This is a genomic window from Bacillus sp. ISL-46 (assembly GCF_018613205.1).
On sequence record NZ_JAGGQR010000027.1, the window covers coordinates 46,810 to 71,450 of the forward strand.

20 protein-coding genes and 1 pseudogene are annotated in these 24,641 nt (G+C 37.2%); 18 read left to right on the forward strand and 3 right to left on the reverse strand.

Annotation, left to right across the window (positions count from 1 at the left end):
- Positions 1-106 precede the first annotated feature (106 nt).
- The 3 genes and pseudogenes from J7E67_RS15265 to J7E67_RS15275 all read left to right on the forward strand — a co-directional run bounded on the left by J7E67_RS15265 (position 107) and on the right by J7E67_RS15275 (position 3,247).
- On the forward strand, positions 107-1,246 hold the full coding sequence (locus J7E67_RS15265; RefSeq protein WP_214732282.1) for a sensor histidine kinase: 1,140 nt from the start codon (positions 107-109) through the stop codon (positions 1,244-1,246).
- On the forward strand, positions 1,243-1,842 hold the full coding sequence (locus J7E67_RS15270; protein ID WP_088086152.1) for a response regulator transcription factor: 600 nt from the start codon (positions 1,243-1,245) through the stop codon (positions 1,840-1,842). The genes J7E67_RS15265 and J7E67_RS15270 overlap by 4 nt, the downstream gene beginning before the upstream one ends.
- A 173-nt stretch (positions 1,843-2,015) precedes the next feature.
- Positions 2,016-3,247: pseudogene (locus tag J7E67_RS15275) on the forward strand (multidrug effflux MFS transporter).
- A 52-nt stretch (positions 3,248-3,299) separates the two neighbouring features.
- On the opposite strand, the gene J7E67_RS15280 reads toward J7E67_RS15275, so the two are convergent.
- Entirely contained in the window at positions 3,300-4,148 is an 849-nt protein-coding gene (locus J7E67_RS15280) for an alpha/beta fold hydrolase (RefSeq protein ID WP_214714772.1), read from the reverse strand.
- 362 nt (positions 4,149-4,510) lie between these two features.
- Here J7E67_RS15280 and J7E67_RS15285 point away from each other — a divergent pair, with 362 nt between their 5' ends.
- A complete protein-coding gene (locus tag J7E67_RS15285; RefSeq protein WP_214714770.1) occupies positions 4,511-4,705 on the forward strand; it encodes an IDEAL domain-containing protein in 195 nt (64 codons plus the stop codon).
- A 79-nt stretch (positions 4,706-4,784) separates the two neighbouring features.
- Here the strand turns inward: J7E67_RS15285 and J7E67_RS15290 are convergent, their stop codons facing one another.
- Positions 4,785-5,021 (reverse strand): hypothetical protein, encoded by a 237-nt coding sequence (locus J7E67_RS15290; protein ID WP_214732283.1) that lies wholly within the window; start codon positions 5,019-5,021, stop codon positions 4,785-4,787.
- A 144-nt stretch (positions 5,022-5,165) separates the two neighbouring features.
- On the opposite strand from J7E67_RS15290, the gene pabB reads away from it, so the two are divergent.
- The 6 genes from pabB (at position 5,166) to J7E67_RS15320 (ending at position 11,633) form a co-directional block, all read left to right on the forward strand.
- Positions 5,166-6,557: an aminodeoxychorismate synthase, component I gene (pabB, locus tag J7E67_RS15295; RefSeq protein ID WP_214714767.1), complete on the forward strand. Its 1,392-nt coding sequence runs from the start codon at positions 5,166-5,168 to the stop codon at positions 6,555-6,557.
- 6 nt (positions 6,558-6,563) lie between these two features.
- On the forward strand, positions 6,564-7,157 hold the full coding sequence (pabA, locus tag J7E67_RS15300) for an aminodeoxychorismate/anthranilate synthase component II (RefSeq protein ID WP_098933128.1): 594 nt from the start codon (positions 6,564-6,566) through the stop codon (positions 7,155-7,157).
- A 2-nt stretch (positions 7,158-7,159) separates the two neighbouring features.
- The gene (gene pabC / locus J7E67_RS15305; protein ID WP_214732284.1) at positions 7,160-8,026 is read left to right on the forward strand and encodes an aminodeoxychorismate lyase; all 867 of its coding nucleotides are present in this window, start codon (positions 7,160-7,162) and stop codon (positions 8,024-8,026) included.
- Between the two features lie 2 nt (positions 8,027-8,028).
- Positions 8,029-8,799 (forward strand): nucleotidyltransferase domain-containing protein, encoded by a 771-nt coding sequence (locus J7E67_RS15310; RefSeq protein ID WP_214732285.1) that lies wholly within the window; start codon positions 8,029-8,031, stop codon positions 8,797-8,799.
- A gap of 159 nt (positions 8,800-8,958) precedes the next feature.
- On the forward strand, positions 8,959-10,608 hold the full coding sequence (locus J7E67_RS15315; protein WP_251026791.1) for a copper resistance CopC/CopD family protein: 1,650 nt from the start codon (positions 8,959-8,961) through the stop codon (positions 10,606-10,608).
- A 446-nt stretch (positions 10,609-11,054) separates the two neighbouring features.
- Entirely contained in the window at positions 11,055-11,633 is a 579-nt protein-coding gene (locus J7E67_RS15320; protein WP_214714759.1) for a hypothetical protein, read from the forward strand.
- Positions 11,634-11,688: 55 nt separating this feature from the next.
- Here the strand turns inward: J7E67_RS15320 and J7E67_RS15325 are convergent, their stop codons facing one another.
- The gene (locus J7E67_RS15325; RefSeq protein WP_214732347.1) at positions 11,689-12,333 is read right to left on the reverse strand and encodes a YczE/YyaS/YitT family protein; all 645 of its coding nucleotides are present in this window, start codon (positions 12,331-12,333) and stop codon (positions 11,689-11,691) included.
- Between the two features lie 183 nt (positions 12,334-12,516).
- On the opposite strand from J7E67_RS15325, the gene J7E67_RS15330 reads away from it, so the two are divergent.
- The 8 genes from J7E67_RS15330 to J7E67_RS15365 all read left to right on the forward strand — a co-directional run bounded on the left by J7E67_RS15330 (position 12,517) and on the right by J7E67_RS15365 (position 24,459).
- Entirely contained in the window at positions 12,517-13,698 is a 1,182-nt protein-coding gene (locus J7E67_RS15330) for an LL-diaminopimelate aminotransferase (RefSeq protein WP_214714757.1), read from the forward strand.
- A 148-nt stretch (positions 13,699-13,846) separates the two neighbouring features.
- A complete protein-coding gene (locus J7E67_RS15335; protein WP_214732286.1) occupies positions 13,847-14,296 on the forward strand; it encodes an SRPBCC family protein in 450 nt (149 codons plus the stop codon).
- Positions 14,297-14,385: 89 nt separating this feature from the next.
- Entirely contained in the window at positions 14,386-15,534 is a 1,149-nt protein-coding gene (locus tag J7E67_RS15340; RefSeq protein ID WP_214732287.1) for a cadherin-like beta sandwich domain-containing protein, read from the forward strand.
- A gap of 178 nt (positions 15,535-15,712) precedes the next feature.
- On the forward strand, positions 15,713-18,472 hold the full coding sequence (gene ppc / locus J7E67_RS15345) for a phosphoenolpyruvate carboxylase (protein ID WP_214732288.1): 2,760 nt from the start codon (positions 15,713-15,715) through the stop codon (positions 18,470-18,472).
- 290 nt (positions 18,473-18,762) lie between these two features.
- Positions 18,763-21,366, forward strand: coding sequence for a bifunctional acetaldehyde-CoA/alcohol dehydrogenase (gene adhE, locus J7E67_RS15350; protein WP_214732289.1), 2,604 nt, complete (start codon positions 18,763-18,765; stop codon positions 21,364-21,366).
- Between the two features lie 564 nt (positions 21,367-21,930).
- Positions 21,931-22,368 (forward strand): helix-turn-helix transcriptional regulator, encoded by a 438-nt coding sequence (locus J7E67_RS15355; RefSeq protein ID WP_214714747.1) that lies wholly within the window; start codon positions 21,931-21,933, stop codon positions 22,366-22,368.
- Positions 22,349-22,948, forward strand: coding sequence for a hypothetical protein (locus tag J7E67_RS15360; protein ID WP_214714745.1), 600 nt, complete (start codon positions 22,349-22,351; stop codon positions 22,946-22,948). The genes J7E67_RS15355 and J7E67_RS15360 overlap by 20 nt, the downstream gene beginning before the upstream one ends.
- Positions 22,949-23,253: 305 nt before the next feature.
- A complete protein-coding gene (locus J7E67_RS15365) occupies positions 23,254-24,459 on the forward strand; it encodes a coiled-coil domain-containing protein (RefSeq protein ID WP_251026792.1) in 1,206 nt (401 codons plus the stop codon).
- Positions 24,460-24,641 lie beyond the last annotated feature (182 nt).

Below are 24,641 nucleotides of genomic sequence, written 5' to 3' on the forward strand. Positions count from 1 at the left end.
AAAGGAGTAAAGTTTTTAGCTAAAATGAATGCTGTAAGGGAGAAAAACTAAGCTGCTTTGAGTTATGATAGATAAGAGGATTTTAAGTGAAAATGAGGTTTCGTTCATGATAAAAAAATATATGAAATTTCAAAAAAATAATGGTATTGCACCGTATATTTGGACAATTCTTGGTATATTACCGTTTTACTTTATTTTTCAATCACCTTCCACAATTGAAATTGTTGTAGGAATTTTACTCACGCTGCTATTCTTTATCTTTTACCGAATTGCGTTTATTTCAAAAGGCTGGCCGGTTTATCTATGGACGTTGATCTTGATCGGTATTTCGATCACTGCGAACAGCCTATTCAATTATGTTTATTTTGCATTTTTCCTTGCCTACTTTATCGGCAATATTAAAGATAGGATTGCCTTTTTGACCTTGTATTTTATTCATTTGTTTAGTACATCGGTATCAATTAACTTCAGTATCGTCATGCATGAAAAATTATTTCTACAGCAATTGCCTTTTGTAATCATCATTTGGATTAGTGTGATCCTTCTCCCGTTTAGCATCCATAACCGGAAGGAGAGAGGGCAGCTTGAAGAAAAGCTAGTGGATGCGAATAAACGGATTTCGGAACTAGTCAAAATAGAAGAGCGCCAGCGGATTGCCCGGGACCTTCATGATACACTCGGTCAAAAGCTTTCACTCATTGGATTGAAGTCAGATTTGGCACGAAAGTTAATCTTGAAAGATCCTGATCAGGCACGGAATGAATTGAAGGATGTTCAGCAAACAGCTCGGACGGCATTAAGTGAAGTTAGAAAAATGGTTTCTTCGATGCGTGGGATCCGCTTGAAGGACGAAATCCTCCGTGTTGAACAAATCCTAAACGCTGCCCAAATAAATTTTGTGCGTGAAGGGGATTTTACACCATCAAATGTCTCGCTGTTAACGGAGAATATTTTAAGCATGTGTTTGAAAGAGGCCGTAAATAATGTCGTTAAACATAGTGAAGCTAAGTCATGTTCCATATCGATGGAACAAACGATGAAGGAATTGGTAATAAGAGTTCAGGATGATGGTATCTTTAAGGGAGAGAAGGAAAAGTTAGCAGCAGGTCATGGGCTGATTGGCATGAAAGAACGGCTGGAATTTATTAATGGAAGTCTAGATATTTTGACAAAAGAGGGAACAACGTTAATCATAAGTGTACCTAATGATGTCAAACCTGGTTTGGATAAGGAGGATAAAAAATGATTAAAATCGTGATAGCTGAAGACCAGCAAATGCTTTTAGGAGCCTTTGGTTCATTACTAAATTTAGAAGATGATATGGAAGTTGTTGGAAAGGCCTCAAACGGAGAAGAGGCCGTTGCGCTGGTGAAAAAGTTTCAACCTGATGTCTGTATTATGGATATTGAAATGCCTGGCAAGAGCGGACTGGAGGCGGCTGAAGAGTTGAAGGGTCTTGGCTGTAAAGTTATCATTTTAACCACCTTTGCCCGGACCGGTTACTTCCAACGGGCATTAAAAGCTGGTGTGAGCGGCTATTTGTTGAAGGATAGTCCTAGTGAAGAGTTGGCTAACTCCATCCGAAGTGTGATGTCAGGAAAACGAATTTATGCGCCAGAATTAATGGACGATGTATATGGAGAAGAAAACCCGTTAACTGACCGGGAAAAAGAGGTGCTAGAGCTTGTAGCTGACGGAAAAAATACGAAAGAAATCGCGGAAGAACTTAGCATCAAAACAGGAACTGTCAGAAATTACATCTCGATCATCCTCGACAAACTTGAGGTTAAAAATAGAATCGAAGCAATTACTCAATCTAAAGAAAAGGGCTGGTTCAAATAAAAAGTGTTTTTACGGTGTCAGGCACCGTTAAAACACTTTTTTTTTTCGCATGATCTAAGTAGGTCAGACACTCTATTAAGATTGCAAATAAGTTTTATTTTTTTGAAAAGTGTAGTTTACTATAATAGAAAGTAAATAAAGGAAGTTTATTACAGAAAGGGATTGATTTTTTGATGGGAGAATCAATAAAAGATGAGATAGATGGCAGCAAGGTAATGCCCCGCTCCCAACGGTTATGGATGGCTGGTATCCTCGGTACGTTAGCAGCATTCGGTCCCTTGTCGATTGATATGTATTTACCTGCTCTTCCTGAGTTAGCAAAAGATTTTCACTCAAATCCGTCACTGGTTCAATTTAGTTTAACCTTTTTCTTGCTGGGATTAGCTTTTGGTCAGCTGTTTTCTGGTCCACTTAGTGATGTTTATGGGCGCCGTAAGCCGTTGCTTATCGGATTAATCACTTATTTTGTTGTTTCACTATTATGTGTGTTTAGTCCCTCGATTTGGACATTTATTATTTTACGATTAATTCAAGGGCTCGCAGGTTCCGCTGGAATTGTTATTTCACGGGCGGTTGTTCGGGATTTATATTCAGGTTCAGAATTAACCAAATTCTTTGCGTTGCTTGCATTGGTTAATGGCCTCGCTCCGATTCTAGCACCTGTTGTGGGTGCACAGTTCTTAAAAATTGTACCTTGGCAAGGTATATTTATCGTCTTAAGTATAATCGGATTGCTGATGTCCATTGTTGTATTTTTTTGGCTTCCAGAAACACATCCTGAAGAAAAAAGGGCTGCAGGAGGGTTGAAAAATACGTTTATTACCTTTAAAAACCTCATTTTAGATCGCAGTTTCATGGGATATGCTTAGTACAAGGACTTGTTTTTGCTGCTATGTTTGCGTATATTTCAGGCTCACCTTTTGTGGTGCAGAATATATATGGTGGCTCTGCCCAAATGTTTAGTTTGATCTTTGCTATAAATGGGATTGGAATCATGATTGCTAGTCAAACGACAGGAAGATTGGCTGGTCGAATACACGAGTCAAAGCTGTTCGTTTTTGGAATCGGGATGTCTTTTTTTGGTGGAATTATACTACTGCTTCTTTTGATTTTACATGCTGACTTACTAATTGTCTTACTGCCACTATTCTTTGTGGTAACCAGTGTCGGGGTGGTTAATACGGCAGGATTTTCCCTTGCTATGCAAAAACAAGGGAAGTCTGCAGGCAGTGCATCTGCTCTTTTAGGAGTCATGTCTCTTTCCTTTGGAGGAATTGTTGCTCCCCTTGTGGGATTAGGAGGAGAACATACAGCGATACCAATGGGAATTGTCATCGCTTGTGCTGGTGGGGGAGCGGTCCTTTTATACATGTTTCTTGTACATAACAGAAACCAAACAAATTGAGGTTACAAGGGTAAGTAAATTTCGGCTTCAAATTCTACTGTAAAAACGGCAGCTACGCTTCAGCTGCCGTTTTGTAATTATCAATAAAGCCTTTAATATATTCAAATACTTCCAAAGGGCGCTCTTCTGGAAGGGCATGACCAGTATCTTTTAACACAATCAACTCAGAGTTGGTTAGGTCTTTATTTAGCTTTTCTCCTACATTAAGCGGCATCGATTTATCATGATCCCCCCAAAGTAATAAACAAGGTGTTTTGATTTGGTTTAGGATCTCAACGGGCAAGTCTCCCTCACGGTCACGAATCATTCTTGTAAGCGCGACGAAAATCTCATCTTCTAAAAAAGGCTGTAAGTACCCATTTATCATTTCTTCGTTGATAATGGCATGGTTAAATAGTGCGTCTTGAAGATTCTTTTTTACACCAGTCCGTGCAAACCAATATTTTACGAAGAGATGGAAATAGGGAAGGTAGCTAGTCAAGATTAAGGGCAATTTAGAGCGTTTAAGATAAGCTGAACTGCAGAGTAGAATGGCTGTGTCTGCTAGCTCTGGCATCATATGAAGGATATTTAATACAATTTGCCCACCCATGGAATGACCAATAAAGGTCATTTTTTTTAACCCCAAAGACTCCGTAAGTTTTATGACAGTTTGGGCTAAATTCTTGTAGGAATAGACATAACGGTTACATTTCGCACTTTTCCCAAATGGGGGAAGATCAACGGATAGTACCTGGTAGTCTTTCTTCAATAATGAGATCAAATGGCGAAATGTGAAGGTGGAAGAAAGGAAACCATGTAATAATATAAACGTTTTTTCCGATGTTTGATTTGGATAAAATTCATAATATACATTAATGTTATTAACTGGTCGATAACCTGATAAGACTGTTTGTTCCATCTAAATCCCTCACCTGCTCCGTCAATAAAATAGATGAGTATAATGTTCCCCAAAAATCGATACATACACAAAAAAATCTGCAGATAGCAAAACAGCCCAAACATAGTTCTAAAATAAAAATTTTCAAAAAGTTAGTACAAAAAACCTATACAAATCTGATAATATTTAAAATAAATGGATATTTTTGGTGTGCGTCCATCCGTCGTGGACAAATGGGGAAAGTGTCTTTTTGCGGTGCCTGACACCAGCTTTTTGTGATTTTGATCATTTGGTAAAAATTTTTTTTAGATTTTTGAAATAAAGTGTTTGAATTTTTAGAAAACTCCTTGTATAATTAGAAAAAACGTAAGGAGTTGATTTCCATGGAAAAGAAATTACTTAATTCACCACAACATTCGGATGAGAATACAGATGCTGTAGTTGCTGAGATGTTTCTAAACAATGCCCTGCTAGAGTTTAAGAGGGAGAAAATCCGCAAGGAAATCGACCACACATTACAACATGGGGATAAAGAATTATTCCTAAGGTTAACAGAAGAGCTAAAGAAAATTTCTTAAATCATTTACTAACTAATCCTATTACTATTAAAAAAGAAGCCCTATCCAACCATTGGATGGGCTTCTTTCTGTTCTCAGCTCAGCTATTGTCGTCATCGGCCTTGTTATCGTCATCACCGCTGTGTCTGTTCTGATGAGCACCGTCATCGGCAGTTGTAATATCACCACTGTTATTATCATCAGCTTTTACTTTTATCACTGTTTGACCATGTTCTGTTTTAATTTCTACCTTTTTCCCATTAACTTTTGATCCTATCTTTTTGTCATCCTGATGAATCGAGTCATCCATTCGAGTATCCTTTTTTGAAGCTCCCACAGCCACTGCTCCACCCAAAATAAGTAACCATTAAGGACTGAATAAAAGTTCTCTCTCCATGTGTGTCAGTTACCAATTCTTCAGTGGTGCCTGACACCCATTTCAAGTATGATATAAAAAGAAAAACAATTAGGGGTGGAATGTTTGCATCAACTTCATTTGTACAGTAAAAAAATTCCTTATTCTTATTCAAGATTTTTCAGTCAGTTTCGTGTACTTGCTGAGAATAGCACCCATCATGTGCTATTGGAAAGTGGGCGTGGCGGGCGTTACAGTATTGCTGCGTTCCAGCCTGAAACGATTATCAAAGGTAAGAATCGTATACTTGAAATTCACAATGAAAAGGGTTCTGAGAGGTTGGAAGGAAATCCGCTTCATTTATTGAAGGAATGGATGAGCCAGTATCATGTTGATAAAATAGAAGGTCTACCGAGTTTCCTCGGCGGTGCGATTGGTTACATAAGCTATGATCATGCTCGTAACATAGAAAAACTGCCTGAGATAGCAAAAGATGATTTAGAAATGCCGGAAATTTACTTTTTCATAGTAAAGGAATGGTTTATTTACGATCATGAACAAGACCTATTATGGCTGTTGATAGTGGCTGAAAACGATCAGAATATTGATAATCGGTTAGCATTTTGGGAACAACGCTGGCTTCATGAATCATCATCTAATCCACCTCATAAAGCAGATAAGATTGACTTGGATCAATTAGAGGTTTCGATGACAGAAGATGAATTTAAACAGGCAGTAACAAAAGTACAACAATATATTTCACAAGGTGATGTGTTCCAGGTGAACCTAGCAGTCCGCCAATCAAAACCGATTGAAGTTGAGGCACTTAAAGTGTATGAACAATTAAGATACTTAAATCCATCTCCATATATGGCCTATCTTCATACACCAGACTTTCAGCTTGTAAGTGGATCACCAGAACTGCTTGTTAAAAAAAATGGACAAGAAGTAAGCACCCGACCCATCGCCGGCACTCGTTCAAGAGGTAAGAACCACGAAGAAGATATCAAACTGGCCAATGAATTAATTGAAAACGAAAAGGAACGAGCGGAACATGTAATGCTAGTGGATTTAGAACGGAATGATCTTGGAAGGGTATGTAAGTACGGAACAGTTGAGGTCAATGAATTTATGGTCATTGAAAAATACTCACATGTGATGCACATCGTCTCCAATGTAAGGGGGGAATTGGCGGAAGACAAATCTAGCATTGATATTATAGATGCTGTTTTCCCCGGTGGAACCATTACAGGCGCGCCTAAGGTTCGAACAATGGAGATAATAGAAGAGCTTGAGCCTGTCCAACGGGGAATTTATACGGGATCACTCGGTTGGATTGATTTTAGTGGTGATCTAGAATTAAACATTATCATCCGAACCATGCTCATTAAAGATGGAATGGCACATGTTCAAGCTGGTGCCGGGATTGTTATTGATTCTAATCCAAAGCATGAATACAAAGAATCTATGAAAAAGGCTGCTGCATTATGGAAGGCAAAAGAAATGGCAGAGGAGTAAGCAAAAATGATTTTTATGATAGATAATTATGATTCCTTTACCTTTAACTTAGTGCAATATTTAGGTGCACTTGGAGAAGAATTAGTGGTCAAGCGAAATAATCAAACGTCAATTGCCGAGATTTCAGAACTACAGCCTGAATTCTTAATGGTTTCTCCAGGGCCATGTAGTCCAAATGAAGCGGGAATAAGCTTGGATGCAATAAAAGCATTTGCAGGGAAAATCCCGATATTTGGTGTGTGTCTAGGTCAGCAAGCAATTGCCCAAGCTTTTAATGGAGAGGTTATTCGAGCAGAAAGACTCATGCACGGGAAAACATCCGATATGTATCATGATGGAAAGACGATTTTTCAAGGTTTACCGAACCCTTTTCCAGCGACACGATACCACTCATTGATTGTCAAAAGAGAGACTCTTCCAGATTGTTTTGAGATTTCTGCATGGACAAAAGACGGGGAAATTATGGCGATTCGTCATAAGGAATTACCAATTGAAGGAGTTCAGTTTCACCCCGAATCTATTTTGACTACTTCGGGAAAAGATCTTTTGCGCAACTTCGTCCATCATTATAAAAATATTGTAATGCAAAAGGGTCATTAAGTATGGTGATTTATTTAAACGGACAATTTTTAAAAAAAGAAGATGCGATGATTTCCCCGTTGGATCATGGTTTTTTATATGGAATGGGATTATTTGAAACATTTCGAGTATATGAAGGGTTTCCCTTTTTATTAGATGATCATCTAGCACGTCTAAATCAAGGTTTAGACGTGCTTAACATTAACTACCGATTTCATCGTGAAGAAACGAATAGAATCTTGCAGGATTTACTGAAAATAAACAATTTATCTAATGCCTATATCCGCTTGAATGTCTCAGCCGGAATAGGTGATGTTGGTTTGCAGGTGGAACCTTACAAGGAACCGAACATCCTTATTTTTCCTAAGCCGTTACCGCTGGCAGGAGAATTATCGGAAAAAAAGGCTGTTTTATTGAAGTTGAGGCGGAACAGTCCAGAAGGAATTGAACGAGTAAAGTCACATCATTTTATGAATAATATTCTGGCAAAAAGAGAGATTGGAACTGCTGCTGATATTGAAGGTATTTTCCGAACTGAGGATGGATACTTGGCTGAAGGGATCGTATCTAATATCTTTTGGGTAAAAGGGAACGTCTTATATACTCCTTCAGTACAAACAGGTATTTTAAATGGGATTACACGGCAGTTTGTTATCGAATTAGCGAAGAAACATAATCTTTGTGTTAAAGAGGGATTGTACTTATTAAAACACGTTCTTGAGGCCGATGAGATGTTTGTGACCAATTCAATACAGGAAATCGTACCAATTACTACATTTGAGGGTCATCAATTACCAGGTAAACAGGGACAAGTAGTTCAACAATTACATCGCGAATATCGCCATTATTGTCAAAGTCTGTGGTCAAGGAATGGTTTAGGGAGTGAATAACTTTGAAAGAAAAAATACTAACAGAAATCAAAAAAATAGAAGAAGAATATGGAGTAAGAATCTGTCTTGCTGTAGAGTCAGGAAGCAGAGCATGGGGCTTCCCATCCAAGGATAGTGATTACGATGTCCGGTTTATTTATGTCCATAAAAAGGACTGGTATTTGAGCATTGATCAAAAGCGAGATGTGATTGAACTGCCAATTAATGATCTCCTTGATATTAATGGCTGGGAATTGCGTAAAGCCCTCCAACTTTTTAGAAAATCAAATCCCCCGCTAATGGAGTGGCTCCATTCGGGGATAGTTTATTATCAGGCTTTTTCGTTAGTAGATAAATTGAAAGCAATTCAAAATCAAGTGTTTTTGCCACAGTCAGCACTCTACCACTACTTAAATATGGCAAAAGGTAATTTTCGTGATTACCTCCGAAGCGATCAAGTGAAAATTAAAAAATACTTTTATGTCCTTCGTCCAGTTTTAGCTTGTATGTGGATTGAAAGATATAATTCAGTACCGCCGATTGAATTTCAGACATTGGTAGAGGAACTCCTTGTTGAGGGGCCACTTAAGAAGGAAATCCTTACCTTGTTAGAAAGGAAAATTAGCGGGGATGAACTAAACCTCGAACCAAAGATTACTTCCATTAATGACTTTTTGGAGAAAGAAATCAACCGGCTTGAAGAATACACCAAAACCCTTAGAGCCTCCAAAGAGGATATGACTCCAATTCTAGATGATTTATTCAGAGAAGTCCTCGATGAGGTTTGGGCTTAAATATTACTGCAAAAAGTTCAACAATTATTCACAAGTTGCTCCTATAAAGATATTGTTAATATTCTTATTTATCATTATTATAGTATCGACAGTGAAAACTTTATTGCATGTGATATATATCAACTACTACACGATTCTAACAACAAGGGGAGTGATGGATTGCAAATAAAAGAAAAAGTCAGCTCATTTCTTTTTATCCTGTCCCTGTTTTTACTTTTATTTCCGTCTATTTCATCAGCACACGCCTATATAAAAAAATCGACACCATTAGAAAATGAGACGGTGGAAAAAGCACCAACCGAAGTAACGATAAAATTTGATGAAACCATCCAGCCTGCCTTTAACTCAATTAAGGTTTTTGATTCAGAAGGAAATCGAGTCGATCAAAAAAATGGACGGATTGATCCAAAGCAACCTTTTATCCTAAAGAGCGGATTAAAGAAGAACCTTCCATATGGATCCTATCGAATAAAGTGGAAGGTGGTTTCAAGCGACGGCCATCCTGTTGAAGGTGTAATTCCTTTTCAAATTGGTGAAAAAGGTCAAGACTCTACCTCCATTGATAATGAAACGAAAGGCTACACCCCTAAAGCGGATCTAATCATTATCCGATGGCTGCAATATCTGAGCAATGCGTTCTATGTCGGGCTCATCTTTTTTTATATGGTTATTGTGCCCAAGGAATTACGGGAAACAGGTTCAGTCGATAAGAAGTTCCGTAAGCTAATAAGCACAGGTTTGATTCTTCTATTTCTTAGTATTCTGTTAAGTCTGCCATTACAGGCAACGCTTGAATCTGGTTATCCTTGGAGTGAAGTGTTTAACTTCTCAATCATCGAAAATATCTTAATGAACACAAATTATGGTCAATTTTGGGTTATTCAAATAGCTCTCCTTATAACTCTTGCCCTGCTCACTTCTTTTATAGGCATGGCCGAGAGCACGAAGCGAGCCATTTTGTGGACTTGCTTTTGTCTTGGGGCAGCCTTGTTATTGACAAAGGCATTGACGAGTCATGCCGCAGCACAACCAAATCAGTTATTAACAATAGCAATGGATTTTCTTCATTTACTTGCTGCATCGATTTGGATCGGAAGTTTAACCGGTTTTGTCTCATTGCTTTCATTACGTAAGAACACAGAGATAAAGCAAAATTATTTGAAAATGATAAAAAGTTTCTCCAAATGGGGACTGATCCTTGTTCTTTTTTTAACTTTAACAGGATTGTTTGCCAGTTTTTTATATATTCCAAACCTTTCAGCACTTATCCAAACGAACTATGGAAAAGTCTTAATGTGGAAACTTATTTTGTTTTTGGTGATGCTGCTCCTTGCAGCTGTGAATTTTATTAAAGGAAAAAGGGGAACCACTAAGGGACTGAAGGCATCTCTAAAGGGTGAGCTTACCTTTGGTTTGTTAATCTTAGTTCTATCCGTTGTTTTAACCAATTTACCAACAGCCATTCAATCTCCGGGACCATTTAAGGAAACTAACATAGTGAACCAAGGCAAGCAAGTGACTTTGGAAGCAACACCTAATATTATTGGAGTGAATTTATTTGAAATTACCTTAAAAGACCGAGAAGGAAAACCAATTAAAGAGATTGAACAAATTCACTTAACCTTTACCATGCTTGAAATGGACATGGGAAAAGAAACCGTTAGTTTAACAAAAACGGCTGAAGGCAAGTATGAAGTGAAGGGGTTGCATTTTAGCATGGCTGGTCATTGGAACGTACATGTCCATGTTCTAACCAAGTCGTTAGAAAGTATCGACACTGATTTCAAAGTTTTAGTGGGAAGTCAATAAAAAACTTATCACTAATTTAATCAGGAATAGCTTCATTGCTTTCATTAGCAGCCTTGGTTATAGCAATCCGTAAAAATAATAAAAAAACAGAAGATGCCATGTGTATCTTCTGTTTTTTTATAAGCTTTTCTTATATAAAGTAATTAAAATTTTGTAATGGCTAATACTTTTATTTGTAAAAAATACTAAATTTTCCCTTAGAACTGTTATAATTCTAAATAAGAAAGAACTATAATAATATTATCGGTCCTTCATATTAGAAGTATTTTGGATATTTATTTGCATCCTTTTGCAAAAAAAGACTGTTCCTAAGGCTTAGGTCTTAGAAGAAAATAAATCTGCAGATTGTTTTCCCTTTTATTTGAATTAATTATGATTAACTTATAGAAAATATTAGGGTTAGAATTTACTATATTTTCCTCCCAATCGAATAGGGGGTTTTAAAAATGAGCAGGAAAGTTTATGTTCTTCTAACGGACACGGGTACAGTTTTAGGGAAAATGATTAAGCTCTATACAAAAAAACCACTTAATCATGCCTCAATTGTGATTGATGAACAATTCAACAAGGTTTATAGTTTTGGGAGAAGAAATCCAAGAAATCCTTTCTTTGCAGGATTTGTGGAAGAAAACGTCCGTGGTGGTCTATTTAGGAATGCCGATTGTGCTATTTATTGCATAACGATTACCGAAAAACAATTTCAAAAAATGATCTGTAAATTAAGGGATATGGAAGACCATAAGGAAGAATACAGGTACAATCTCATTGGGTTAATTGCTGTGATGCTGAATATGGAGATGACCCGTAAAAATGCCTTCTTTTGTTCCCATTTTGTTGCAGCCATTTTGGAAGAATCCGGGATTGATATTAAAAGTCAAAAGCCTCTATCCCTTGTAACTCCCCATGATATAAAAGAGTCGGCACCCTTAGAATTAATTTATGAAGGGAAATTGTCGGCCTTCATCACCGATTCCCATCGAAAATATTATAAAGAGTTTACTCCTGAGAGTGTCGAAGTTATTTAACTGAAATAACGGAAATTAAGTCACCACTTCCAACAGGTGCTTAATTTCCGTTATTTTAAATAACAATACCTTCTTGCGTTTTGCTGTTTTTCCTTTTGACAGTTTCTACTAATGACTTAAATAGCTTAAGAGAATGATGGAAAATAGGACTTTGAATGAATGTATAAAGGAAAGTAGCAATAAATACAGGACCACCTAATAATAAACCGATCATTAATACAATGCTTTCAACTATGATGCGTGCTTGACTTACTGACAACTTTGTTTTATTAGAAATCGAAAGCATGAAGCCATCACGTGGACCAGCGCCAATCCCTGCTGCTACATACATGCCGCCACCAATCCCTGTAATCATGATTCCACTGAGGAGAATGAGGTAATCCAACCATGTGCCAGTTGCTTTTGGGAGAATATCCAACCAGAGAAAAAAGTCCATGATAGGTCCAATACATAGGGCATTTAGGATTGTACCTATGCTAATATAGCTCCGTGCAACAAAAAAGGAAATGAAGATCAGAATTAACCCGCAAATCACTCCCCAAGTACCAATAGTTAAACCAAAATGCTGATATAGGGCGACATTTAGTACTTCCCATGGGTGTAACCCAACATATTTAACCTTAACGGCAATCGCATTTCCCAAGCCGAAAAAAGTTAATCCTGCAAAAAATAAGAAATACTGAAAGAATTTCATCTTCAGTTACCTCCACTTACTTATCGTTTTTCGAATATTTAAACCTTTCATAAGATTCTAAAGGATGAATCAATAATAATCAATTGTTAATTAGAAATATAGAATTGTAATCATTAGACTGATATAATTTGAAATATATTTGAATAGTTGAAATTATTATTTTACAAAATTGTGATTGAGGGGATATCTATGAATCTCGTTGCTTCTGAAAAAGTAAAAAGGATGTCGGCAAGTATTTTCCAAGAAATAGCTAATCGGAAACAAGAGGCTATCAAAGATGGTAAAGATGTAATTGATTTAAGTGTAGGGAGTCCAGATTTTCCACCGCCTTCATTTGTCGTGGAAACATTAAGTGACTACGCTAAAGACCCCAGTAAGTATGGCTACACACTGAAAGGGATACCTGAATTTAATGAGGCAGTTGGTTTTTTTTATAAGCAAAGATATGCTGTTGAACTTAAACCCAGTAGTGAGGTATTGCAGTTGATGGGGTCGCAGGATGGTCTCGCCCATTTGGCTACAGCCTTAATTAATCCAGGTGACTATGTGCTGGTGCCGGATCCAGGGTATCCAATCTATGAGGCTAGCGTAAACATTGCGGGTGGTGTTATCTACCCAATGCCGTTATTAGCAGAAAACAAGTTTCAACCAGAGCTGGATGAAATCCCGTTAGAAGTTTTACATAAAACGAAAATGATGATTATCAGTTATCCTGGGAATCCAGTCACAGCATTAGCGGATAAGGCTTTTTTTGAAAAGGTAGTTGAATTTGCTAAACTTCATGATATTTTGGTTGTTCATGATTTTGCTTATTCTGAGTTGATATTCGATGGGAATCCACAAATAAGTTTCTTGTCGGTTCCCGGTGCAAAAGAGGTTGGAATTGAATTCAATTCGCTTTCAAAGACATTTAATATGGCGGGTTGCCGGATAGGCTATGTTGTTGGCAATGAGCAAGCTATCGATATCTTGGCTTCCTTTAAATCCCATATTGATTATGGAGTTTTTTATCCAATCCAAATGGCAGCTGTGATGGCATTAACTTCAGATTTTTCATTCCTTCAAACACAGGTGAATGAATATGAAATTCGTCGCGATGCGTTGATTTCTGGGCTTGAAAAAAGCGGCTGGCAAGTAACTAAGTCTCCTGCCACCATGTTTGTGTGGGCAAGAATTCCTGCAGGATGGAATTCCCGTGAGTTTGCCTTTGAATTAATTGACCAAGCGGGTGTGGCAGTGATTCCTGGGGATGCGTTTGGAGATCTTGGTGAAGGATATGTCCGAATCGCCATGGTACAACCTCCAGATCGCCTTTCACTGGCGGCAGAACGGATTCATGAATTCCTAATGGGATACTCATTAAAAAAATAATTAAAAAATCCTAACATCTTTAGTATTAGGATTTTTCTAATGAACTGCTACTTGCCTCTTCTATAAACAGAAAATTCCACATATATTTTTTAAAAGGACCTTCTGCACTTTGAAGGTCTTTTACTTTGACGACGAAAGAGGGATACAAATGCTAAGCGATTTACAACATCTAGAATTAGATATCCCGATTGAAGTGATTTGGGACTTTATTCGAGACGAAAATAATTGGGCACCGCTTGTACCAGGTTATATTCAACATGAAAAAATAAATGAACGTCAAATCTGCTGGGAATTTAAGAGTGACCTCGGCGTTATGAAAAAGAAGGTTAGTTTATTGATTGATATTAAAGAGTGGAATGAACCTGCCAGGGTAAGTTTTGAATTAAAAAGGGCAAACGAAAAGTATTTGGGTGAAGGCTACTTTGAAGCAAAAGCATTAAATAGAAATAAAACTCGAGTGACAGGCTTTCTTGAAATCAATGCATCAGGGCCGATGGGCTCCTTAGCAAATTCGCTATTTAAAAAAGCGCTCCAAAAATCGGATGAAGAAGTAGCATCAGTAATCTCTTCAAAGCTAGAAGAATTTCATCGCAGATAAAAATTAAACTTAAGATAAACTTAAGCTATGAATGATAAAGTTAGTCCAAATTCCACTATCTCCAAAGATAGTAGACAGGAGGATTGACTATGAAAGAACCGATTCAAAGCAAAGCCCTAAATGTAATGCTTGTAATTTCAATGGTATGGATGGGGGTTGGAACGTACATACCAACAGCATATGCTGAAACAAATACGTCTCCAGTCCAAGAGGACCAACAAGAAGGCAAACTATCAAAAATAGAGATAGAAGGAATTAAGCTAGACCAGCTGTTTTCAGCAGATTCAAAGGAATATTCTGCCACAGTAAAAAACGAGGTTCAATCGATTAAGTTATTAGTAGAAAGCAGCAATCCAGATTCATCGATTACAATAAATGGGCAGACGGTTATAAGTGGAGTTGTCGGTGCATATTCCCTTCAAACAGGTGAGAATAAATTTATTATTTCCGTGGATAATGGCAGTAACTCAACCAATACCTATACCCTGACTATAATGAGGGAGGAAAATGATAATAATCTCTTGCAAAGTATTAACCTATCAAAAGGGCAGTTATCACCAAACTTTTCTTCTACTGGTACAGACTACAAGGTAGTTGTTCCAAATGACGTTCCTGTGATTACCATTAAACCTACATCTGTTGAAACAACATCAACTATTAAGGTGAATGAAACTTTAGTAACAAAAGATGGCGCTGTAGTAGAACTTCCCGTCGGAGAGTCGGATATTATTATAGCTGTAACAGCTGAAAATGGTGAGAAAAGAATTTATACCTTACACATTACAAGAGCAGCTGCTGAGATTAAAACCAATACCAATACCAATACGAATACCAATACCAATGCCAATTCAAATCAGAATAATAAACCGGGTCTTTCCCAATCAACATTGCAACCAAATAATCTGCCCAATTCTACCCAACCTACATCACAACAGGCGAGTTCTTTGACCGTAGAAAAAACAAGTAAAGCGTTACTTTCCTCACTGTCAGTTTCAGAAGGATCCTGGGATAGCACCTTTACGAGTGATGAGTTTACCTACCATGTAACCGTGTCAAGTGATATGGACGAGGTAACTCTTAACCCGATTGCAAAATCCAGCAATTCAGAAATTTTGATTGAAGGCAGTACTAAGGAAACAATTAAGCTAGAAGACGACTCGAAAACGATTATTTCTATTATCGTAACAAACGAAGATGATCGAAAAACATATGTGCTAGTATTTGATAAAGAATCTTAAAATGAAGAACTTTTATATTTTTTTTTACTTGAAGAAACCTGCATTTGGCAGGTTTTTTTGAATCAGAATAAACTTTATTTTTAAAAAACAGCACTTATTTTCTAACATGATGCAAAAAATTATGTTATATTAATAAATAAAAAATTTACCGAATTTTCGATTAAGGGAAGGTGGCAGTATGACTATAGAATTGAAATTGAATGACAGCAGTCTTCCGTTGCGACAAGACGTGAAATTACTGGCTAACATGCTTGGTGAGATTCTGCTCAATCACGGTGGTACCGAACTACTGGATAAAGTGGAAAAAATACGTTTAATGTGTAAGACATTAAGAGAAAATTTTGATCAAGCTATCTATGATGCATTAAAGGAAGAAATTGCTAGTCTAAGCGCACCTTTAAGGAAACAAGTTATTCGAGCGTTTTCCATGTATTTCCATTTAATTAATGCCGCAGAACAGAATCATCGTATTCGTAGACGGAGGCAGTACCAACTAGAGGATGAAACTATTGTCCAACCCGCCTCAATAGAGAGTGCTATTCTTTCGCTTAAAGAGAACAATATTAAGGAAGATGTCATTCAAGATATCCTTAATACTTTGTCACTTGAACTCGTTATTACAGCCCATCCAACAGAGGCAACTAAGCGTTCAATTCTTGAAATTCAGCAGCGGATTGCTGTTATCCTAAAAAGTCTCGATCATCCGTTATTAACAAGTAGAGAAAGAAAAAAGCTTGAAGAGAGTTTGTTTAATGAAGTTTCAATTCTTTGGCAAACGGATGAATTACGGCAAACTAAGCCTACGGTTTTAGACGAAGTGAGAAACGGACTATATTATTTTGATCAGACCCTTTTCGAGGTTCTTCCTGAAATCCATCAGGAAGTGGCAGATTGTTTAGAGAAGAATTACACTCAAACACAATGGGCAGTTCCAAATTTTCTCCGTTTTGGATCATGGATCGGTGGAGACCGTGATGGGAATCCCAATGTTACACACGATGTTACTTGGGAGACACTAAATAGGCAAAGAAGACTCGTTTTAAAAAAATATAAAAATGTTCTCGTTGATTTAATGAAACGATACAGTCATTCCACTTCAAGAGTGGAGGTAAGTAATGATCTTCTTAAGTTAATTGAACTAGAAGATACCTATTTAACCGATGAGAAAAAATGGCCAATTCAATCGGAAGTGTACCGTCGAGCATTTGCTATCATTATTGAACGAGTAAAACAAGTAGGTAAAACGGACTTGGGCTATAAATCTTCCGATGAATTACTAGAAGACTTATTTATTATTAAAAAAAGTTTGAAACAGCATCATCCAGCAGCACATGAATTAATGACTATTCAAAAGCTGATTCGACAAGTTCAATTGTTTGGTTTTCATTTAGCGACACTAGATATTCGGAATCATAGTGGTGAACATGAAGCAGCCATGACCGAAATATTGCGCAAAGTCAATATCTCTGAAAATTATGCAGAGTTGGCGGAAGAAGAAAAACTAAAAATCCTGCAAAATATCCTAAAGGATCCTCGCCCGCTTCTATTATTAAATGAAGATTATTCGGCGGAAACACAGGAAATGATTAAAGTATTCCAAATGATCAAGAAGGCACACGAAGAATTCGGGAAGCGGTCCATTTCCGTTTATCTTGTGAGCATGACAAAATCCCCAAGTGATTTACTAGAGGTACTTGTTCTTGCTAAAGAGGCTGGGATTTATCGACTGCACGCAGATGGGACCTTAGAAAGTCATTTACATGTGGCTCCATTGCTGGAAACAATTGACGATTTAACCGCTGGGCCAAAAATTATGGAAACACTATTCGAAATGCCTGTCTATCGAAATCATTTGCAAATTATGGGGGATCAGCAGGAAATAATGCTTGGTTACTCGGATGGAAGCAAAGATGGTGGTACATTGACAGCTAACTGGAAACTATATAAAGCTCAAATTGAAATTCATGAAATGGCAAAGAGATACCAGATCGGACTTAAGTTCTTCCATGGACGTGGTGGTTCGTTAGGCCGTGGCGGCGGTCCATTAAATAAAAGTATCCTGTCTCAACCGGCAGAAACAATTGGCGACGGTGTTAAAATTACGGAGCAAGGCGAGGTTTTATCTTCACGCTATTTACTTGAGGATATTGCTTATCGGAGTTTGGAACAGGCTACTTCCACGCTGCTCTTAACGGCAACACATATATCAAAAGAAGCGAAGCAAGGTTTTCAACGTGATCCAAAATGGGTTGAGTCGATTGAAGAAATTTCAAGCTTGGCTTTGACCAAATATCAATCACTTGTATTTGGAGATCCAGATTTCCTTACCTACTTCACGGAAGCGACACCACTAAGAGAGCTCGGAGACTTAAACATTGGCTCAAGGCCAATGAGCAGAAAAAATCAGGGCCGCTTTGAAGATTTAAGGGCAATTCCATGGGTGTTTGCTTGGACTCAAAGCCGTCAATTGCTTCCAGCATGGTACGCAGCAGGTACTGGTTTGGCAGGATTTGCAGCTAATGGAGAACAAAATTTGCAGATGCTTCAGCAAATGTATGAAAAATGGCCGTTCTTCCAATCAACGATTGATAACCTGCAAATGGCATTAATGAAAGCTGATATTACGACAGCCAGAGAATACTTATCCCTTGTGAAAGACCAGACCATTGCAGAACGGATCTTTACTAATATTCTTGAAGAATACGAAACAACAAAAGAAGTTCTCCTTAGAATTACAGGTGATAATGAATTGTTAGATCATACACCAAATATAAAGGAATCGGTATATAGAAGAAATCCATATGTCGATCCGCTAAACTTTTTACAAGTTGAATTAATAAAAGAACTAAGAAATCAAGAAGATCCTAATGAAGAACTTTTAATTGAAGTTTTGCTGACAATTAGTGGGATCTCTGCAGGATTACGAAATACTGGTTGATATTGAAGGACAAGCCATAAACTCTCTCGAAAGAAGAGTTTATGGCTTTTTTCAAATATAAGCGAATGTGATGAAATATCATGTTGCGTAAATTTTGAACACTTAGTGAATTTTTTAAAAATGAATGGTTATTCATTCATTTTCGCGCGCAATTCGACAATTTTCGATTTATCGACCGTGATATATTTTAGCCAGTAAAGAAAAGGGAGTGACCTTAATAGCATTTGAATTATAACAAACCTATATTCAGTCGAATTTCCGAAATGAAATGAATTTGGAGGAGATATTAATTGGCAGTTGAAGAAAGGGCAGTACTAGATAAACAAATGATTACTTCAATAATTGATACATTAGCTAATAACGCTGCGAAGGCGCTCGGTGAATTCCGTTGTTTCAATCAAGAAATGATCGACGAAATCGTCAAACAAATGGCTCTCATCGCACTTCAAAATCATAAGAATCTAGCAAAGTCTGCCGTTAGTGAAACAAGAAGAGGTGTTTATGAAGATAAAGTATTCAAAAACATGTTTGCCACAGAGTTTATTTACAACAATATTCGAGATATGAAAACTGTTGGTGTCATTAGCGAAAACGAAAATGAAGGAATGGTAGAGATTGCCGAGCCAGTTGGTGTCATTGCGGCGGTCATTCCGATTACAAATCCGACGTCCACAGTTATTTTTAAATCATTGATTTCGCTTAAAACAAGGAATCCAATTATTTTTGCTTTTCCGCTATTTGGGCAAAAATGCTGTACTGAGACAGCAAAATTACTTAAGGAGGCCGCTATAAAGGCGGGCGCTCCAGAAAATTGTATTCAATGGATTGAAGTTCCCTCACACGAAGCCTTTCAGGTCTTAATGAAGCATCCGAAGATATCCCTCATCCTAGCAACAGGTGGACCAAATTTAGTAAAGGCGGCTTACAGTTCAGGCAAACCTGCACTTGGAGTTGGCGCTGGAAATGTCCCTTGTTATATTGAAAAAACCGCTAACATCAAACGCGCTGTCAACGACATTATCTTATCAAAAACATTTGATAATGGCATGATCTGTGCTTCTGAACAAGCTCTTATAATCGATCAAGAAATTTATGAAGAAGTAAAGCAAGAAATGATAGCAAATAATTGTTATTTTCTTAATGAAGAAGAGCGATTAATGGTGGAAAAGGTCGCAGTTTTTGAAAAAACCAATTCTATCAATCATTTAATCGTTGGATTGCCCGCCTCGATGATTGCTAAATTGGCTGGAGTAAATGTCCCGAAAAATACCAAGATCCTCATTGCTGAATTAAAGGGAGTAGGTCCGAAATATCCGCTTTCATGTGAAAAACTAAGCCCGCTTCTTGCCTGTTACAAGGTTAATAGTTTTGCAGAAGGCATGCTTATTGCTGAGGAAACATTGGAATACGGTGGACTTGGACACTCAGCTGCGATTCATACAGCTGATCAAACTTTAGTAGATATGTTCGCACTACGGATGAAAGCCGGCCGAATCATGGTCAATACACCATCGACCCATGGGGCAATTGGGGATATTTATAACACATCATTACCGTCATTAACGATCGGATGTGGAACTTATGGGGGGAACTCGGTGTCACAAAATGTTGGAGCACAAAATCTGATAAATATTAAAAAGGTTGCAAAAAGAAGAACGTTTACCCAATGGTTTAAAGTGCCATCACAGATTTTCTTTGAGAAAAATTCAATTCAAACGCTTGCTTCAATCCCAGATATCTCAAAAGCATTTATTGTCACAAGCGGAAGCCCTGTGAAAAATGGCTATGTCGACAAGGTACTTTATTATCTTAAAAAGAATCCAAGTAAAATCCAATTTGAAACATTCTCCGAAATTGAACCAGAACCGGACATTGATACAGTTATGACTGGTGCGGAAAGAATGAGGAAATTTCAGCCGGATTGTATTATTGCCCTTGGTGGTGGTTCAGTAATGGATGCTGCGAAAGCGATGTGGTTATTCTACGAACATCCAGAAACTGATTTTCATAGTTTAACGCAAAAATTCTTTGACCCAAGAAAGAGAGTTGTAAAATTCCCAGCTCTTCGTGGAAAAGCAAAATTTGTTGCGATTCCGACTACTTCTGGAACGGGTTCAGAGGTCACTGCTTTCTCTGTCATATCAGATAATAATGCAAATATTAAATACCCACTTGCAGATTTCCAATTGACACCTGATGTTGCAATTATCGACCCGCAGTTTGTCATGACCGTTCCAAAGCAGGTTACTGCTGATACAGGGATGGATGTCCTGACACATGCAATTGAGTCCTATGTCTCAGTATTGGCGAATGACTATACAGATGGACTTGCATTGAAAGCAATTCAACTTGTCTTTAAGTATTTGCCACTTGCTTATAGGGACGGCAGTGATGAACTAGCTCGCGAAAAAATGCACAATGCATCGACAATTGCAGGGATGGCTTTCGCCAATTCCTTCCTAGGGATAAATCATAGCCTTGCCCATGTATTAGGTGCAGAATTTAATATCCCACACGGACGTGCCAATGCGATTCTTTTGCCGCATGTAATCCGTTACAATGCAGTAAAACCAAATAAATTCATGACCTACCCTAAATATGAAAGTTTTATTGCAGACGAGCGCTATGCTGAAATTGCCAAAATGCTTGGCCTACCTGCAAGTACAACGGAGGAAGGTGTTGAAAGCCTAATTCAGGCAATTATTAAGCTTGCTGAGGACCTGGAAATTCCAATGAGTATCGAAGCAAACGGAGTCAATAAAACAGAATTTGAAAGCAAAGTAACAGCTCTCGCAGAACTTGCCTTCGACGACCAAGACACAATTGCCAATCCAAAACAACCATTTATTAGCGAACTTGCGGAGATATACCATCAGGCATTAAGTGGGATATAAACTTAAAAACCAGACATTTACAAAACTCTTTTTTAAAACAATAAATTAAGTGATTAAGCGGGTGCTTCAATATCACCAGAAAGTCTAATTGAGTTTGCAAAAATCAATCTTGCAACATATAAAGTTCCAAAAGAAATCGAATTTTTAGTATAAAACTTCCGGATTATCGGAAATAAACGTTGAACTAGAAGTGAATTTACTAGGGATTCATTAATATCTCTTGAAAGGATGCGAGTAATGATGACTGACAAAAACGAAATAGATAAAGACCAAGTAAAAGAGACAAAATCAAAGAAGAAAAAACAAGAAATTGAAACCTCTCTTGAAACTGAAACAAAATAGGAGGGAGAAACTGGAGTAGTAGTGTAAATAAGGTACCCCCAACTTGCTAATTAATGCTTTTTCCATTTCACACCACCTTCTTATTTTCAATAGTTTATTACCAAAATAAGAGAAATGTAAACGTTGTTATTCTACTTTTATTCATATTTATTTACTGTGTTGACAAAATATTACCAATAGGTGTAAAATACATATATATATATTGGGTGAGGTGATAAAGATATGGTGAATCAAGACAATCAAACAATTAATCCTTCGAAAAATTTTGTGCTACCATTTATTTTATTGCTTCTTAGCAAGGTTTCTCTTCATGGATATGAACTTAGCCAGAAGCTAGAGGCATTCGGGTTTAAGACACTTGATCAGGGAAATTTATACAGGTTGTTAAGACAACTTGAAAAGGACGAGCTTCTATCATCAGAATGGGATACTACCGGGAGTGGTCCTGCTAAAAGAAGGTACTCCATAACGAATGCCGGGATCACATTCTTAAAGGGATATGCCAATCAACTAGAATCCTACCAATCGTTATTGGATCAATTTTTCAAAATGTATTCCAGTTTCTTTGAGCTCTATTTGCCTTCATTTCATAAGAAGGATTCCATAGAGAAAGTCAATAATAGAAAGAGGAGGAAAGACGATGGCACAGAAGAAGAATGAAACCGTTCTATCTGCAGTAGAAACAATTAATCAAGCAGCAGAGGAATCGGTAGCCGTAGGTTCATTTGTTAACACATTTTGGGATCAATTCGAGCTATCACGTGAACGTGCAGAACAGTTACGGGAAAATGGCGAGGATGCATATATTAATGCATTAAAGGAAGTCATCAAATTTAATAAGCAATTTAGGAAATCCGTTTCAAATTTGTATCAACAGTCGAAAAATACTAACAAGGAAATGGTCTCAGAACTGATGCATCAATTACCATTCGGTAAAGAAGATGTCAAGGACGAGGTGTTACCAATACCCGAAACTGAAGAGCTTAAGAAACAATTTGTAGAGGTTTCAGGACAATTAGAGAACCTCGCTCTTACACCAATTCAGTCTATCTTTCATGTTGTTGAACAAATGGAAGATAATATTGAAAAAAGTGCAGAATCTAGTGTAGCTTATGGACGTGAACGCCGAAATGCCTGGCTCCAAGTAAGGAAGGAATATGTTAAATTTGCAAGAGATTCTCATTTGAATCTTGTTGACAGAAGCAAATCCAGTTTTAAAGAATTCATTAAACCGCAATAATTATTTTTACCTTCTAAGGAGAATTATAAACTTTGAGGATCCACATAGGTAAATTTTATTATATATTAGAACCACAATCTCTTTTCTTTAAGAAACAAGAGATCGTGGTTCTTTTATTTTTGTTGGCACTTTAGAGTTAAGCTAAAAATGAACACTTTGTTAAATCCTTTCCAAAAGTTACCGATGAAATGTTAATGTAATATTATTATTACCTAGTTGACAAATTTAGAAGTTATACTTCTAATTAAGACAAAATAGGATGATACAGGGTTGCTTTATTGGAATTAAGAAGGCAGGGGTGTAAATTGAAAAAGAAGTTATTTGCACTATGTACCACAATTGTTATGGGACTTGGGAGTGTTTTCTCGTTGCCAGTAGTAAACGCAAAGGCAGATAATCCTACAATTAAAAGTATAGAAGAGCAGCGTTCTGGTCTTCAGACAGATATAACAAAAGCAAATCAGGAAATTTCTCAAGTACAAGATGAATTAACAAAATTATCGGAACAAATTAAAAGAGTTGATGAGGCAATTAAAGATAATAATAAAATGATAGTTCAAACAGAAGAAAAAGTAAAAGCAACACAGTCCAAAGTGAAAGTTCTTCAGCAAGAAGTTATGGATATACAAGAGAGAATCGATAAACGGAATGAAATAATAAAAAAACGTGCTCTATCCCTACAAGCAAGTGGTGGCAAGGTTAGTTATATTGACGTCATCCTTGGAGCTTCTAACTTTAGTGACTTCGTGGGTCGACTTGGCGCTGTTTCAACCCTGGTAGAAGCGGACCAAGATCTTGTAACGAATCATATAGAGGACCAAAAAGAAGTTCAAATGAAACAATCCTCCGTAGTAAAAAAGCTAAACGATTTGCAAAACATGAAAACGGAGCTTGTTGGAATGCAAGCACAGATAATAGAACAAAAAGTGCAAAATGATGCACTTAAACAAGAACTAAAACTAAAAGAGCAAGAAAAACTTACTGTAATGGTAGATTTACATATGCAAGATGGTACGCTTGCATCAAAGGAAGCACAAATAAAAAGTGATACCTCTAAGGATGAGAATACCGAACCTGTTAATATTAATGTTTCGATACCAACTACCACAAATGAAGCTCTTAATATTGTCATCCACTCAGGTGATAAGTACATAGGGAACTCTGTTTATGTTTTTGGCGGGGGAAGAAATTCTTATGATGTAGCCAATGGAAGATTTGATTGTTCTGGATTTGTTGCATGGGCGTTCAGACAGGCAGGGATTAAAGTTGGTGCCCATACCGATATTTTGAAAAATACTGGAACCAGAGTATCAATGAGTGAAGTACGACCTGGGGACCTTGTATTCTTTGATACTTATAAAATCGACGGACATGTGGGGATTTATCTTGGTGGAGGTAAATTCATTGGTTCACAAAGCTCGACGGGGATTGCGATTGCAGATTTAACGAGTGGTTACTATAAAAAGAAATTTAATGGACGTGTCATGAGAATCATCAACGACAAACAATAAAAAGAAGCGATGCATCGCTCCTTTTTATTGTTTGCTAATAATTAAATGTTGTAGAGGAAATTGTCGGGTGTGGCGATGTAATTTAGCGGACCACATTTTTGTTTGTGGCGAAAAGTAAATAAATGAAACTATTACATGAATTACGTCGTTATTAATAACGAGGTGTAAAAGTAAAAAAAGAT